General features: G+C 53.6%; 15 protein-coding genes. 8 read left to right on the top strand and 7 right to left on the bottom strand.

The window, feature by feature from the left end; all coding sequences use genetic code 11:
- The first annotated feature begins 173 nt into the window (after nt 1-173).
- From VMS83_RS08395 to VMS83_RS08405, 3 genes are all read left to right on the top strand, one after another.
- Nucleotides 174-959: an FHA domain-containing protein gene (locus tag VMS83_RS08395; RefSeq protein ID WP_325411746.1), complete on the top strand. Its 786-nt coding sequence runs from the start codon at nt 174-176 to the stop codon at nt 957-959.
- A 71-nt stretch (nt 960-1,030) separates the two neighbouring features.
- Nucleotides 1,031-3,145, top strand: coding sequence for a protein kinase domain-containing protein (locus VMS83_RS08400; RefSeq protein ID WP_325411748.1), 2,115 nt, complete (start codon nt 1,031-1,033; stop codon nt 3,143-3,145).
- Nucleotides 3,146-3,158: 13 nt separating this feature from the next.
- The gene (locus VMS83_RS08405; RefSeq protein WP_325411750.1) at nt 3,159-3,350 is read left to right on the top strand and encodes a hypothetical protein; all 192 of its coding nucleotides are present in this window, start codon (nt 3,159-3,161) and stop codon (nt 3,348-3,350) included.
- 6 nt (nt 3,351-3,356) lie between these two features.
- Here the strand turns inward: VMS83_RS08405 and VMS83_RS08410 are convergent, their stop codons facing one another.
- Complete coding sequence (locus VMS83_RS08410; protein ID WP_325411752.1) at nt 3,357-4,538, bottom strand: deoxyguanosinetriphosphate triphosphohydrolase family protein; 1,182 nt, start codon at nt 4,536-4,538, stop codon at nt 3,357-3,359.
- 54 nt (nt 4,539-4,592) lie between these two features.
- Nucleotides 4,593-5,054 (bottom strand): YbhB/YbcL family Raf kinase inhibitor-like protein, encoded by a 462-nt coding sequence (locus tag VMS83_RS08415; protein WP_325411754.1) that lies wholly within the window; start codon nt 5,052-5,054, stop codon nt 4,593-4,595.
- Between the two features lie 230 nt (nt 5,055-5,284).
- On the opposite strand from VMS83_RS08415, the gene VMS83_RS08420 reads away from it, so the two are divergent.
- The 3 genes from VMS83_RS08420 (at nt 5,285) to VMS83_RS08430 (ending at nt 7,112) form a co-directional block, all read left to right on the top strand.
- The gene (locus VMS83_RS08420) at nt 5,285-6,178 is read left to right on the top strand and encodes an Mrp/NBP35 family ATP-binding protein (protein ID WP_325411756.1); all 894 of its coding nucleotides are present in this window, start codon (nt 5,285-5,287) and stop codon (nt 6,176-6,178) included.
- Nucleotides 6,179-6,184: 6 nt separating this feature from the next.
- Nucleotides 6,185-6,493 carry a hypothetical protein gene (locus tag VMS83_RS08425; protein ID WP_325411758.1) on the top strand — a complete coding sequence of 103 codons (309 nt, stop codon included), beginning with the start codon at nt 6,185-6,187 and terminating at the stop codon, nt 6,491-6,493.
- Nucleotides 6,494-6,656: 163 nt separating this feature from the next.
- Nucleotides 6,657-7,112 carry a hypothetical protein gene (locus VMS83_RS08430; protein ID WP_325411760.1) on the top strand — a complete coding sequence of 152 codons (456 nt, stop codon included), beginning with the start codon at nt 6,657-6,659 and terminating at the stop codon, nt 7,110-7,112.
- Nucleotides 7,113-7,209: 97 nt separating this feature from the next.
- On the opposite strand, the gene VMS83_RS08435 is transcribed toward VMS83_RS08430, so the two are convergent.
- From VMS83_RS08435 to VMS83_RS08450, 4 genes are all read right to left on the bottom strand, one after another.
- Nucleotides 7,210-8,118 (bottom strand): hypothetical protein, encoded by a 909-nt coding sequence (locus VMS83_RS08435; RefSeq protein ID WP_325411762.1) that lies wholly within the window; start codon nt 8,116-8,118, stop codon nt 7,210-7,212.
- Between the two features lie 198 nt (nt 8,119-8,316).
- Entirely contained in the window at nt 8,317-9,753 is a 1,437-nt protein-coding gene (proS, locus tag VMS83_RS08440) for a proline--tRNA ligase (RefSeq protein ID WP_325411763.1), read from the bottom strand.
- A 10-nt stretch (nt 9,754-9,763) separates the two neighbouring features.
- Complete coding sequence (locus VMS83_RS08445; RefSeq protein WP_325411765.1) at nt 9,764-10,357, bottom strand: stage II sporulation protein M; 594 nt, start codon at nt 10,355-10,357, stop codon at nt 9,764-9,766.
- The gene (locus tag VMS83_RS08450; RefSeq protein WP_325411766.1) at nt 10,350-11,216 is read right to left on the bottom strand and encodes a DUF63 family protein; all 867 of its coding nucleotides are present in this window, start codon (nt 11,214-11,216) and stop codon (nt 10,350-10,352) included. The genes VMS83_RS08445 and VMS83_RS08450 overlap by 8 nt, the downstream gene beginning before the upstream one ends.
- An 11-nt stretch (nt 11,217-11,227) precedes the next feature.
- On the opposite strand from VMS83_RS08450, the gene VMS83_RS08455 reads away from it, so the two are divergent.
- Nucleotides 11,228-12,307 (top strand): NAD(P)-dependent glycerol-1-phosphate dehydrogenase, encoded by a 1,080-nt coding sequence (locus VMS83_RS08455; protein ID WP_325411768.1) that lies wholly within the window; start codon nt 11,228-11,230, stop codon nt 12,305-12,307.
- 32 nt (nt 12,308-12,339) lie between these two features.
- Nucleotides 12,340-12,786, top strand: coding sequence for a UPF0179 family protein (locus tag VMS83_RS08460; protein ID WP_325411770.1), 447 nt, complete (start codon nt 12,340-12,342; stop codon nt 12,784-12,786).
- 93 nt (nt 12,787-12,879) lie between these two features.
- Here VMS83_RS08460 and VMS83_RS08465 read toward each other — a convergent pair whose 3' ends face one another.
- Nucleotides 12,880-13,770, bottom strand: coding sequence for an ADP-ribosylglycohydrolase family protein (locus VMS83_RS08465; RefSeq protein ID WP_325411772.1), 891 nt, complete (start codon nt 13,768-13,770; stop codon nt 12,880-12,882).
- Nucleotides 13,771-13,819: the final 49 nt, after the last annotated feature.

Here is a 13,819-nt window from a genome sequence, read left to right on the forward strand (position 1 = left end):
CTGATCTCAAAGTTACATCCAGCGACACATATATTGCCCCCATGATATCGGTTAGAGCATAGAACCTGCTGGTTACATGATACTACCACGAAATACCCAGACCTTACTTCTTTTTCTGCTGTGCGTGCAATAGGGTTATAGGACGATAAGGCAACCTACCTCTCAGGAAGAACATGAATCCTGCAGACAAAAATCCCACAATAGTTGTCGAGGATACGGAGGATTCTCTCGATGAACTCTCCGAATACCTGGATGTGCTTTCCAGCAGCGCACGGTTAAGGATTGTGAAATTCCTGGAAAAGAAACCGCGCGATGCGCGGGCTATTTCCCATGAGATTGAGACCAGCTACGAGAATACCAAAAAGCATCTCGACAAGCTCATGAGCATCGGGGTGATAAAAAAAGAAGCAGGTCTTGGGTCCCCCACCTCAAAAGGTATCCACCCGGTCTGGCAGTATTCTCTTGTCCCGGGAGGGCTGGAGTCCATTATCCGGAACCTCGGACTCTTCTCCAATACAAGGGTACAGATCATTGGCGGAGAGATTTCACGAAGGCTGGAATCGGTAAAAAGTACGCTTTCCAAAGAAATATTGGGAAATGTACCTGCAGTCATTGTCCTTGGCGGGCATGATGATGGCAAAACATACCTGTTAAGGAACGATGGTGTCCGGGTAGGACGCAGCGATCCGGAGCGTCCTGCAGGAGCAACCGGGGACGGAGATGTTGAAATCTCCGGGACATACACGGCAGTGACCCGAATCTCTAAGCCCCATGGGAAATTTCTCCTGAAAAAGGAAGGATGGTATTATGAAGATTGTGGGAGCACCGGGGGATCTGTCCTGAATAATGCGCGGCTGGAGCGCAATGTGCCCACTGCAGTCCACGATGGCGATCTGCTTGAGCTGGCAAAAGGGGCCGGCGGGGCAAGGCTGCTGTTAATTATCCCTAAAAATCCATAATTATATGTTATCCCCTTACGAACCTGCCGATGCATTCACCCGGCATAATTCCATAACCGCTGAATAAGGACATGATCGCAAAGACCGTACTCCCGCGGATGAGGCAACCCATAGCTCTGGTCCTCTTTTGCGGTGCAGCATTGCTTCTTATGAGCATGACCTGTATTCCCCCTGCAGCGGGTGCACAGTACGTGGTTGCACCTTCCGGGGCCGGTTTTTCGAGTATCCAGAGTGCGGTCACTTGGGCCTCCCCGCTCGATACAATCATCGTAAAGAGCGGGACATACCCGGGTACAGTCAAAATTGACAAGAAGATCACCTTGATCGGGGAAGACAGTGGCGCGGGGGCACCGGTCATTGATCCGGGGATGAAGGGTACCGCCATTGAAATTGATGCTGATGGATGTACGGTGGATGGTTTTACCATCCAGAACAGCGCGTCAGCAAGTGGTGTTCTCCTCACTTCAAGCGGAAATACGATCTCCAATAACAGTATTAACGGAAACGCAGTGGGGATCCAGATCTCAGGGGGAAACAGCAACTCCATTCTTGATAACAGTATTACGGACAGCAGCAGGGCTGGTATTGTGCTCAGGAATGCCCAGAATAACCTCATAGAGGGAAACCGGGTAACGAAAAATACCCTGGGAATATCCCTCGATGAACTTTCAGGATCCAACACAATCACGTTCAACACGTTCTCCAATACGGAAAACGTCCTGTCCCGGGGCACCAGCCAGCAGTGGGAATCCTCTGCAGTTCTCTCCTACATGTACATGGGGAAGTCGTTTACCGGAAAGCTCGGGAATTACTGGAGCGATTACCGGGGCAGTGACCAGAATTCGGATGGTATCGGAGATTCGCCGTATGTGGTCGGATCCGGATTAATTCGCACGTCAGGAACGGCCGTCGTCCAAAATGACGCCGACACTGCACCCCTGATGGATCCTATCGATTATTATCTGCAGGTTCGGCCTGCAGGTACCGGCACTTCGATCGCTCCGACGGTTCAGCCGGAAGTGTCTGCTACAGGGGCAGGAACCACATCAACAGGAGGAGGGTCCGGTGCACCTGTGGAACGTGCCGACCGGGGCCTCATCACGCTTATTGTCCTGATTCTTATCATCGGGATCCTTGGTGCCGGGGGAATACTCTTTATCCGCTCCCGTTCAAACCGCCCTGTCCGGTCATCTTCTGCCTCGTCATCTCCGGTGGATACCCATCCCCGCCCGGTGCTGGATCTGCATGGGGATGCCCAGCCTGAACCACCGGTTACGAACAAGGTTCAGCAGGATCCCGGTCCAAAGATTACCACACCTACACCGGAAACCGAGGTGGTACCTGCCCCCAAGGAAACCCCCCCTGCAGGACAAAAGTTCTATTTCCCTCCCGAACTCGAGAGCCGGTACACGGATATCCGCCATATCGGACGGGGAGGAGTTGCGCACGTCTTTGCCGCACATCGCAAATCTGACAATCTTCTGGTGGCAGTCAAGATCCCGATCAGTTTCGATGAGGTGACCGGCAAATGTTTCTTAAACGAGATTGCCGCATGGCAGACCCTCCGTCACAAAAACATTGTTGAGGTGCTGGAAGTCAACATTCTCCCCGTTCCCTATGTCGAGATGGAGTACGTGCCGGGATCGCTTGAATCGGTGGCAAAACCCCTGCCGGTCTGGAAGGCGGTGCATCTGGTCCACGGAATTGCAGACGGTCTTGCGTACGCCCATGCCCATGGAATTATCCACCGCGACATCAAGCCGCACAACATCCTTGTAACCGGAGATTTTGTTCCGAAGATCACGGACTGGGGCATGAGTAAGGTTATCGCGACCACGATGGAGAAATCAAGCGTTGCCGGCTTTTCTCTCTCGTATGCCGCGCCGGAGCAGGTCTCCCCGGCAGAATTCGGGAGGACCGATATCCGTACCGATATCTACCAGCTGGGTGCGCTCTTTTACGAACTGGTCACCGGATCGATACCGTTTGGGGGGGAGAGTATTGTGGAGGTTGGCAATGCGATTGTCAGGGAAGAACCGATACAGCCGACCGAATATAATCCCGATGCGGAGGCCGTTGAGAAGATAATCCTTAAATGCCTTGCCAAAAATCCTGCAGACCGGTACCAGACTGCCGGCGAGCTGCTGGATGCGCTGTCCCGCTACCTCGATGAGGATGATGAGTAAAGGGGATAAGCGCATGGGTGACAAACCGGTAACGTATGAGCCTGCTGTTTGCGGCCATTGCGGCGGCGAGGGGTGCCTCTACTGCAACAAAACAGGAAGTGTTCTTGTACGGGCGCCCAAAAAGATCTGTCCTGAATGCGAAGGAGTGGGCTGTCTCTATTGCGGGTTCACGGGATGGTCGCGCCCAAAAGGGAAATACGACTGACTCCCCTTAACGGAACGTTCCCTCTATCCGGTGCGGAAGGACGCATTCCTCAAACCGTTTCAGGAAATACCGGTCGGTCATGCCGGCAACAAAATCCCGGACAAGCTCTGCCGGTTCAGCAGCGTGGAGATATTCGCTGTTGACCCAGGACGCATGGATAAAGTCTGTAAAAATTTTTGAATGGTGCCGGCCTGCCTCAATATCGGAGAGATAGGTGGAAAAGAGGGTCCGGTACATTAACCTGATCTTTTCGCGTTCAGCCGTCAGTACCGGGTTATTGTAAATGCGATTCCGGGAGAAGGCACGGAGGAGGGAAAGCGCATATTCGACCTCCCGACTATAGGAGATATAACCTTCATCCTCAATATCGCTATTCTCCAGGAGATCATGGATCAGCGTGTCGATGATCGCACGGTTATCTACTCCGAAGATCTCCTGGCATGCTTTCGGGATCTCATACGGATCCCTGATAAGCCCGACCTCCTGCGCATCCTGGAGATCCCGGCCTATATAGGCAATCGTGTCAGCAAATTTCACCACGCACCCCTCCAGGGTCATAGGCGGGCCGGCACGGTTTCCCCTCTCGTTTGCCCTGACTTTGCAGTCAAAGGAAGCCCAGTCTGCGCAGGGTACAGGGGATATGCGCAGATCATCTGCTTCCCCATTGTGGCAGAGGATCCCATCCAGCACCTGCATGGTCAGATCCTGATCCTCAATTCGATCCAAGGATCTGACGCTCTGAACATTATGGAAAAACTTCCCCACACCATGTTCTTCACACAGATCTGAGAGGCATGCTTCACCGAAGTGCCCGTAGGGGATGTGACCGATATCATGCCCAAGGGCGATTGCCTCGATCAGGTCCTCGTTCAGGCGCAGGCATCTCCCTATCGTGCGGGCAATCTTCGAGACCAGCTGGACATGGATCACCCGGTGGGTGATGTGATCGTTCTCGACAAGATAGAAGACCTGAGTCTTGTCGATGTATCGCGTATATGCCCGGGTATGGATAATCCGGTCCGCGTCCCGGGAATAGGGGGTCCTGATGTCTTCCGGCTTCCGGTTCTTTCTCCGCCGGGCCTGGTCGCTTCGCGCAGCATGGAACGAGAGCAGTGCTTCGCGCTCCCGGGTATACTGGTGGATCGCGGGTGTACGGTCCTCTCTTTGCTGCACTTCCGGTTGAACCATACGTAGTTTCAACTTGGGAAGCGGCGGGCATTAAGGCTGACGCATATCGTATCTTTATCTCCCGTAGGTTACATAGGTCTCGCCGTACTGGACGACGTGGCCTGTCATTGCCTGTACCATCTCCTCTTTTGTGGCACCGGGCGCGAGTTCAAGCTCCGCGTCCAGACCATAGATCTTAAAGAAGTACCGGTGTGTCTGGCCGTGAGGCGGGCATGGTCCGGCATATCCAATCGTCCCGAAACTGTTCGTTCCCTGGACGGCCCGGATCGGGAAGGTGACTTTTGGATCCTTCGGGATTTTTTCCGGTATAAGCCGTGCAAGTTCTATATTCCAGGCCAGCCAGTGGATAAACCCCCCGCCGCCAGGGGCATCAGGATCGTTGCAGATAACGGCCAGACATTTCGAATGCCCTACATTTACTCCTCCGACTTCAATCTCGGGCGATATATCCTCGCCATCGCAGGTATAAGCACTTGGCAGGTTTTTTACGGAAATTCGTATGGTTAATGGTTCCATAACATGTAACCCCACATCTTGCATCATGGGCGGCGCGGCACATAAAAATTCTGCTTATCCGGTCAATTGAAGGATATCCAGACGTATCCGGATTGGACGCGCTCCACCTTCAGATATTCCCGATTGATCCGCTGTAAGGCAGCCGGACCTTTGCCCTCTCCACATATTTATTGTCTCACAAGGCGAACCTGAGAGGAAAGAAGTACTCAAGCGTACTCCAGAGGCAATCCATGGCAAAGAAATCTGCCGGCACCCTGCCGGATAAATCCAATAAAGAGACCTGCTCCCATGAATGCTCCAGCTGCGCGACGGCGGGGACTTGTTCTGACGCAAAAGCCGGCCTCCCTCCCAAGGCGGATATCGATGTACGACACGTTGTTCTGGTGCTCTCCGGGAAAGGGGGCGTGGGAAAATCCACCGTATCTGTCAACCTTGCCTATGCACTCTCCAGCCACGGTTTTAAAGTCGGCCTTCTTGATCTGGATATGCATGGCCCCAACATCCCCAAAATGCTCGGGATTGAGGATCATAAACTTGCTACCTTAGGAAACAAGATCGAACCGGTCCGAGTCACCGGTGCGCTTTCTGTAATCTCCATGGCCTTCCTGCTGCCGGATACGAGTACACCGATCATCTGGCGCGGGCCCATGAAGATGGCGGCGATCAACCAGTTCCTGACCGATGTCAACTGGGGATCCCTTGACTATCTTGTTGTGGATCTTCCTCCGGGTACCGGTGATGAGGCTCTCACGATTGCCCAGCTTGCACCCAACGTGCGCGGAGCCGTGATCGTCACGACACCCCAGGATGTTGCCACTCTGGACTCCAAAAAAGCAATAAAATTTGTGGAAAAACTTGGCCTGCCTGTTCTGGGCGTTATTGAGAATATGAGCGGAATGATCTGCCCCCACTGCGGCAAGGAAGTCGATCTCTTTGGTAAAGGTGGAGGCAGGAAGATTGCCGAAGAACTATCGGTTCCCTTCCTCGGCGCCATCCCGATCGATATCGACATGCGGAAGGCAGGGGACGAAGGCCGGCCGTTCATTGTCCGGCGTGGAGACAGCCCGACATGGGCGAGCGTGGACAAGGTTATGGAAGCGCTCATAAAAGAGGTCGAAGGATAAGCCGGTATGGATTACCTGAGGATTCTCTCCGGAAAAACTGCTCCTCTTCCCATCTATGAGCCGGTTATTGCCTGTCTTGAAAATCCCCAGGCATTTCCCGATCTTCTGGAACCAGTATACCGTGAGGCTATGAAACTTGACGATGAAACGCTCGACCAGTTCCGTTTCGCACTCCTGCGCCTCCAGCTCTACGCTGACATCCACCGGAATGAGGACCTGGAAAAAGCGATGCACATCCGCTATGTCTCGCAGGTGCTGGAAAAAGTGATCTTTGGGACTCTGGTAATGGAACCGCAGGAGCCTGAAGCCTCCTGATTTTTCCTGTACCGCAAAGATATTATCGGGTATCATATGCACGGATGATACCTATAAGTGTCCTCCCGGCCCATGCATAATCAGATATCCCTTAATAATCTGAGATTCTTTCTCCTTTCATACTCCCTCAACACGCTGATAAGATACCAACAAACGGATACCCATGACATCACGCATGCATGCCCCACATACCACCTGCCCTGGCTGTCAGGAAGAAGTATTTCTTGACGAGTTAGTGGGAGGCAAATGCCCCCTGTGCGGCTGCTCCCTTGAGGACTTCGAGGAGGCCGTCGGCGAGTATGATGGCATCCTTGACCGCTCCGATCTGTCGTGGCTAATTTTCAATTATTTTGTCTTCAAAAAATTTGTCGACCTGGGGGTTCCACCCTCGCAGATCATGGATTTCCTCTCCAGCTATGAGCAGGATGCAGAGAAACCCCGGGCGGAAGGGACAAAAACCGGGTTTTCGCTGGAACTCCCCATGGGTATAACAGACAGGATCCGGCCTAAAAGATGTGCAAAATGCCACCGGCTCTTTGTGCGGGGGGGACATAAACAGATTGTAGGGGACATGCAGTCCACCGTAGTGGGGATCCAGTACGTGTGTGACCGGTGCTAAACATTCTTTTTTCTTTATCCAAAATCAGTAGTTTTCTCACAATTTATTCCGGGCTGCAGGGGTATATCGCAAGGTAATGCACCACATGTGCCCCTTTTTACTTCCGAACTGAGGCCAGCATGATGATCGCGATGATCGCAAGGGCCGCACAACTGATAAGAAGTGGGAGGAGAACCCCGTAAGCGGTCACCCCGGCAGGCAATTCCGGCTGCAGCGGGAGGGAGGAGTTGGCGGCGATCCGGTACTCAAAAATGTTTATCCGGGCCGATGCAGTTCCCCCCGAGGTGTATTTTTGTTCACTGATCGTAATGGTATAGGTTCCTGCAGGCAGGCCGGGTTCATCCAGCGAATAGGTCCACTGGTTGGAATTGGGCCCCTGTACTACCGGCACCGTCTGTGAGGTTATAAGATCTCCCGAAGTTGCATTTTTTATTGCGACCTGCAGCTGGTCCTCGGGCCCCATATTGGTTGTACCCGTAATAAGGAGTGCTTCTCCGGTAGTCTGGTCGGGAAGATTACCCGTGTCATCTACACGGTTGATATGAATTGCCGGCTCTTCCACGTAGAAATAATACGGGGCAAACGTATCGTCTACATCAGGACGATCTGAGGCATTGATAATGGTTTCAGCCACCGGAGTGATATCTCCGGGAAACGAGGTGGGAGCACCGATGTTGGCGATGACTTTTCCCTGATCTGCAATGCGTATGCTTCCGTCGTTCCAGGGCAGAGGACCGATCTCAAAGCCGCGGTTCGCCCCCGGATCCTGGATCAGAAATGCATACTTCCCGGCAGAAAATCTTGTGGTCTCTTCAGGTTTAATGGTAAAGGTATAATTTCCTTTTTTATCCGGTGTGGTGGATTTTGTAGCAAAGTAATTCCTCCCCACAATCCAGAGCGTGACCGAACCGTTCTGGGCACCGGTACCTGAAAGGGTCACGGTATCCGCCTTTACAATGGTCTGGGGGCCACTCGTGAGCGCGGTAAGATCGGCGGAGCAGGGCATACTCAGCAGACATAAAAGTACCAGGAATGCAAACAGGGTTGTAGAGATCGTCCGAGATATCATTTGCTCCTCTGGCAACGAGTAAACTGCCCGGTGCGCTTTTGCTTGTGTAAATAGGGGGCGGTACTCTCTTTTAACATTAACTCCCCCATAGACCCTCATAAACCGACAGGCTGACTCCACCGGGTTACGGGAAGATCAATACGTCCTGCCGACAAGGGTGGCCTTGCCGGGTTTACCGCAGATGATGCAGGGCCCGTCTGTGGCATCGATATATTCCGAACGGACCTCAGTGCCGAGAAGGCTCGAGTTCGCCTTTTCTTCGATGGCGTCTCCGCAGGTACGGTCACGACACCAGTGTACCACGGCCACTTTTCCTTCGTTGAGGGCAGCGTTCAGCGTTTCCATCGTGGGTGCCGTGCAGAGCCGGGACCTGGCGTGCTCATCGGCTTTAGCCCGGATCTCCCCGGTAATCTCACCAAGGACCCTGTTGGCATCGCATCCTGCATTCTCAAGGGAGATCGTTGTCTTCTCCCCGGTCCGTTTGACCGCCATCGCTTTACCCGCATCGAGATCCCGTGGCCCCAGTTCGAGCCTGAGCGGGACACCCCGGATCTCCCACCAGTAATATTTGGCACCGGGCCGGAGATCCCGTTTGTCAAGCACAACCCGGAGTCCGGTTGCCTCGAGATCGCGTTTTAGTTTTTCTGCAGCCGAGAGTACATCGTCACGACGGTTACCGATCGTGATCGGGACAATAACCGCTTGGAATGTGGCAACCGCGGGGGGAAGAATCAGGCCTTTGTCATCTCCATGAACGGAGATCAGCGCCGCTATGCAGCGCTCGGAGATGCCATAGCAGGTCTGATAGGCATTTTGCTGCTCCCCGTTTTTATCCTCATACCGGATGGCAAATGTGCGTGAGAAGTGCTCCCCAAGGTGGTGGACAGTGCCTATCTGGAGGGTTTTGCCATTGGGCATGATCGCATCGACAGCGATGGTATAATCGGCCCCGGGGAATTTGTCCCAGTCGGGACGTTTGGAGATGATAATAGGAATACAGAGACTCCGGTAAAATTCACGGGTGAGGGCGATCTCGGACTCAACCTGGTCCTCTGCCTCGTCCCAGGTCGCGTGGACAGTATGGGATTCCATGAAGGAGGTGATCTCGCGTAGCCGGATCAACGGACGGGTTTGCTTGGTCTCGTACCGGAATGTATTGACGACCTGGTAGATCCTGATCGGGAGGTCAGCGTGGGATCGCACCCACAGGGCAAACATAGGGTAGATTGCGGTCTCACTTGTTGGCCGGAGGGCGAGCTTCACATCCAGCGGTGTTGTCCCCCCCTGGGTGACCCAGTAAACCTCGTTTTCGAATCCCTTGATGTGTTCGGCCTCTTTCATAAACTCCTGTTCCGGGATTAGGAGGGGAAAGAGTGCCTCCCGGTGGTCCCGGTCGAGCAGTTCGCGCAGGTGCTGGTACACGAACTTACGGATCGCAAACCCGTACGGGAACCAGACATAGAGTCCCTTTACCGGGTAGCGGACATCCATGATCTCCGCACGCCATAAAAGTTCGTTATACCATTCGGAAAAATCGGCCTTTTTTGGCAGGGCACCCGCATCCTCGTCCATGCACAACCTCTTAAGCTACTATCTGTATGATTGCCGGCGTAATAAAAGCCTCGACCACTGCTGCGACGGCGATAAGGGGCAATACGTACAGGAGGAAGGCCCGGGCAAGTCGCTGTGCTTCAGTTGCAGTATCGGCCGTCCCGTACCATTCTGCGATGAGGGCCTGTGCCATGCAGAACCCGAGTGCAGCAGCTATGATGAACGCCGGTATTTCGAAAATCCCATGGGGGACAATGGCAGCAGCGATAAAAAGGACCGAGTGGCCCTTGCTGATGATCTCGCTCACCGCACCGATTACGATGCCGTTCAGGCTCAGGATCAGAAGCGTGAGGATGCCAAAGGTAGCTCCCCCAAGAAAGAGCAGGATGCAGGCTTCGAGATTGTTTGCGAAGATCTTCAGGCACATATCAACAGGATTTTCAAGGGTAATCTGGCCGGCAATCTCTTTCTGGAACAGGGAGAGGAGTTCATTTCCTATCGCCGGGTTGTGCACCGTTCCCATCCATCCTGCAATCATAGAGGTGATAAAAAGAAGAACGGTGACAAGTGCGACTGTCCCAAGCGGGGAGAGCTCGGGAAGGGGCAAAACACCCGGTTCAGACATAGAGGACCATCCGGATCATATCGCGGACTCCCGGAGCAAGTCCGACAACAATCATCGCAAGGAGCACCAGGTGCCAGAATGCGGGATTTGCCTCCTTGCGGTAGAGCTGCATGATGTAAATGGCCGGGAAGAGGATGACCAGCTTCAGGGGATACATCACAAAGGCAGTTCCTGTCATATCGATAAGGTTGGAGCCGACCACATGCTGCTCGATATAATGTACTGCCGGGTGGAATGTGAGCCCGTAGCTGGTGGCGCTCGCATCCAGCATCTGGCCGAATATAAGGGCGATATAGAGCGGGTCCCGCACATACACCCAGGAGAGGACATATCGCATGCAGCCCCAGACAAGGACCGTCGCGGCAACCGCCATGAGCAGGATTATTGCCAGGATGAAGAGGTCGACGTGTGCATGGGCCATGCCCCAGGAGAGGAGGATAAGCGAGATAACAAAGACCGCCATACAGCCGATAAATGCATAAAATGACAGGAAATCCTTGATCAGGCCATGTTTCTTTGCGGTGCCCCCGATAAAGATCATTCCAAGGGTAAAAAAGAACAGGACAAAGTAGATCGGGGGTGTAACAATCAGATATTGCCAGTCTCCCGCCACCATCCCGGTATCCTGGATCACCCGGAGTACACCGCCGAGGACCACGTAGGGCAGGGTTGCAAGGACAAACGAGGAATCGAGTTTTATACCATGCTCTGCAAGCCATGCTGAATTCGAGAACCACCGGTATAGTAAATATACGCCCAGTATCAGGATGATGGCATAGGTGAGGGTCTCGACAATATTGTATGGCTCACCGTACTTCACGGGATCGATGTAATATTTGTATATGAAATCACTAATCATTCATTATCCGGATGAGCCCAGATACGATAAAAGTGCTTAAAGAGAAGGTCTTTGACAAGTCCAAATGGATGCAGTTACCCCGTGATGTGGTGATTGGCCATGATGTCCTCGGCCAGATACCCTCCGTCTGCAATGACCTCAAACTGGGTCGATCCGCTCTTCTCATCTCCGGCAGGAATACGATGGAACGCGCCGGAACATCCGTCCGTGACCTGCTCAGTAGTTCGGGTACTGTTGAGGTCTTTCTGGCAGAGGAAATCAGCCCGAGGATCATCACGGAAGCGGAGAAGGCAGCTGCGGGCATGGACTTTGTGATCGGTGTCGGGGGAGGCAGGGTGATCGACACCGCAAAGATCGTTTCGTACAACCTTGATCGCCAGTTTGTTTCGGTTCCGACGGCGGCATCCCATGATGGCATTGCCTCAGCCCGGGCATCGGTTCCTACCGGTGAGGGCAACGTTTCGCTCGAAGCACACCCGCCAATTGCGATCGTTGCAGATACTGCCATCATTGCTTCTGCGCCCCACCGTCTCCTTGCGGCGGGTTGTGCCGATGTGATCTCCAATTACACAGCAATCCTTGACTGGGAGATGGCCCACCGGGTCAAGGGCGAACCCATGAGTGAGTACGCGGTGGCCCTCTCGAAGATGACGGCAGAGATCCTGGTGAAAAATGCCGACCTCATAAAACCGAACCAGGAACAGTCGGCATGGTTTGTCACCAAAGCCCTTGTATCAAGCGGCGTTGCGATGAGCATCGCGGGATCGTCCCGGCCAGCAAGCGGCGGGGAGCACAAGTTCTCCCATGCCCTCGATCGTCTTGCCCCGAACAAAGCGCTGCATGGTGAGAGCTGTGGGATCGGGACGATCATCTCGATGTATCTCCATGGCGGTGACTGGCGGGGGATCCGGGAATCGCTCCGGACTATCGGTGCGCCGGTAACGCCGGCCGATGTCGGGATATCGGATGAGATCGCGGTCGAGGCACTCCTGATGGCAAAGACTATCCGCCCGGAACGCTTTACCATCTTTGATGTGGGCATCACCAGGGAATCTGCCGAGAAGCTCGTCCAGATGCTCTATGCCGAATGAATGGTGTATGCCTAAAGTAAGGGAAAAATACTATGGCTGAGACAAAAACAAAAGTGACCCTGGTGGGGACCGTTCTTGCAAAACCCGGGATTGAATTTGTCTACGAAGGCGAATCTTCTGAATGTGGAACCTGTAAAGTTAAAAAAGCCTGTAACAATCTCATCCGCGGCCACCGCTACCGGATTGTCACGATTCGCAGTACTCATCATGAATGTGCTGTTCATCTGAACGGGGCAACTGCCGTTGAGGTTATGGAAGCCCCGGTGAGTATGCTCATCTCTGCCGATATGGCAATGGTCAACTCAAAAATAAAGGTTGAGTTCTCCTGCAATAAGACCGATTGCCGGAGTTATCCCCTCTGCCGGCCTGATGGTGTGGTAGAAGGCGAAAAATATATGGTGACCGATGTGCTGGGAAACGCATCTGATATCTGCAGCAAGGGACGGTCCCTGAAGCTGGTCGAGATCAAACCGGTGTAATGGTTTTTCGTTACCTCTCTGGCAGTTCTGGGCCGGTTAATACCCTTTTTCCGGAACCTGACAGAATGAGGGGGTTGTGCTGTATACTTTTAGTTACTGCCTGTCCACCCGGATGTCCCACAATGCCCCTGCAATACGGAGCAGGTCGTCGTACCCTTCCATTGTCCTGCTCCACCGTTTCGGAATCGCTTCTATTCCCCAGTATGCTCCCGCAAGCGCCCCGCAGCATGCACCCACTGTATCCGCGTCACCGCCGAGATTGACCGCGGAGAGAAGGGCGTTCTCGAACGTGCGGGCGTTCATGAAACACGAAAGCGCTGCATGTGCACACAGCACGGCGTCCAGCGAGGGGATCATGCGGTACCTCTCGTAGCTGCCCAGTACTGCGAGTACTTCTGCATCCCGGCATTGTGAGCGTGCATGCCTAAAAGCCTGTCTTCGGGTTGCACCCCGGCATAAATCCGCCGCCATTATGTTCAGCCAAGCGGAGCAGTGGGCTACGACCGGATCGTAGTGGGTAAGATGCGAACACTCCATGCTAATCCCGTACACGGCACCCCCCGGATAAAAAATGCCGAGAGGAAAACCCCTCATCACGCTCCCGTTTGTCCGGCTTCCTCCATGAGCCCGGTGGACAAGCCATGCAGCACGATGCGGCGGGGTGCCGGAACTGATTAAAGTAAAAAAAGCTGAAGAGGTCGGACCATACCATTCCGGCCGATCCCGGTAACCGGAAAGAAGGCGCCGGATGAGGTCTGATGGCTGAAAACCCCCGCAAAAGAGAAGGGATTCTGCAACCGCACGAGCCTGAAGGGTATCATCCGTGTATTGGCCGGCTCTCCGGAAATGGCGCCCTCCGGGTCGCATATTTGTCATCCAAGCCTCATTTTGAGGAAATCCTTCCAAGGGCGCACCCAACGCGTCCCCAATTGCGAGTCCTGCGAGCAATCCCCTTGGGTGAAGGTATTCTCTTATAAATCTCACCAAAAAGGTATATGTGCAGTACAGAAAAATTAACTTTTCAGAGAGAAGG

This window comes from Methanoregula sp., from assembly GCF_035543475.1.
Taxonomy (GTDB): domain Archaea; phylum Halobacteriota; class Methanomicrobia; order Methanomicrobiales; family Methanospirillaceae; genus Methanoregula.

What these genes read in the sequence shown, in the direction of transcription:
- VMS83_RS08435 (WP_325411762.1), bottom strand. Translation starts at nt 8,118, where the DNA reads ATGCCCTGCTCCGCCGATCTTACCGCGCTCACGAGTGGCCCCCAGACC.
- VMS83_RS08420 (WP_325411756.1), top strand. Translation starts at nt 5,285, where the DNA reads ATGGCAAAGAAATCTGCCGGCACCCTGCCGGATAAATCCAATAAAGAG.
- VMS83_RS08395 (WP_325411746.1), top strand. Translation starts at nt 174, where the DNA reads ATGAATCCTGCAGACAAAAATCCCACAATAGTTGTCGAGGATACGGAG.
- VMS83_RS08400 (WP_325411748.1), top strand. Translation starts at nt 1,031, where the DNA reads ATGATCGCAAAGACCGTACTCCCGCGGATGAGGCAACCCATAGCTCTG.
- VMS83_RS08460 (WP_325411770.1), top strand. Translation starts at nt 12,340, where the DNA reads ATGGCTGAGACAAAAACAAAAGTGACCCTGGTGGGGACCGTTCTTGCA.
- VMS83_RS08450 (WP_325411766.1), bottom strand. Translation starts at nt 11,216, where the DNA reads ATGATTAGTGATTTCATATACAAATATTACATCGATCCCGTGAAGTAC.
- VMS83_RS08430 (WP_325411760.1), top strand. Translation starts at nt 6,657, where the DNA reads ATGACATCACGCATGCATGCCCCACATACCACCTGCCCTGGCTGTCAG.
- VMS83_RS08410 (WP_325411752.1), bottom strand. Translation starts at nt 4,538, where the DNA reads ATGGTTCAACCGGAAGTGCAGCAAAGAGAGGACCGTACACCCGCGATC.
- VMS83_RS08405 (WP_325411750.1), top strand. Translation starts at nt 3,159, where the DNA reads ATGGGTGACAAACCGGTAACGTATGAGCCTGCTGTTTGCGGCCATTGC.
- VMS83_RS08425 (WP_325411758.1), top strand. Translation starts at nt 6,185, where the DNA reads ATGGATTACCTGAGGATTCTCTCCGGAAAAACTGCTCCTCTTCCCATC.
- VMS83_RS08415 (WP_325411754.1), bottom strand. Translation starts at nt 5,054, where the DNA reads ATGGAACCATTAACCATACGAATTTCCGTAAAAAACCTGCCAAGTGCT.
- VMS83_RS08455 (WP_325411768.1), top strand. Translation starts at nt 11,228, where the DNA reads ATGAGCCCAGATACGATAAAAGTGCTTAAAGAGAAGGTCTTTGACAAG.
- VMS83_RS08445 (WP_325411765.1), bottom strand. Translation starts at nt 10,357, where the DNA reads ATGTCTGAACCGGGTGTTTTGCCCCTTCCCGAGCTCTCCCCGCTTGGG.
- proS (WP_325411763.1), bottom strand. Translation starts at nt 9,753, where the DNA reads ATGGACGAGGATGCGGGTGCCCTGCCAAAAAAGGCCGATTTTTCCGAA.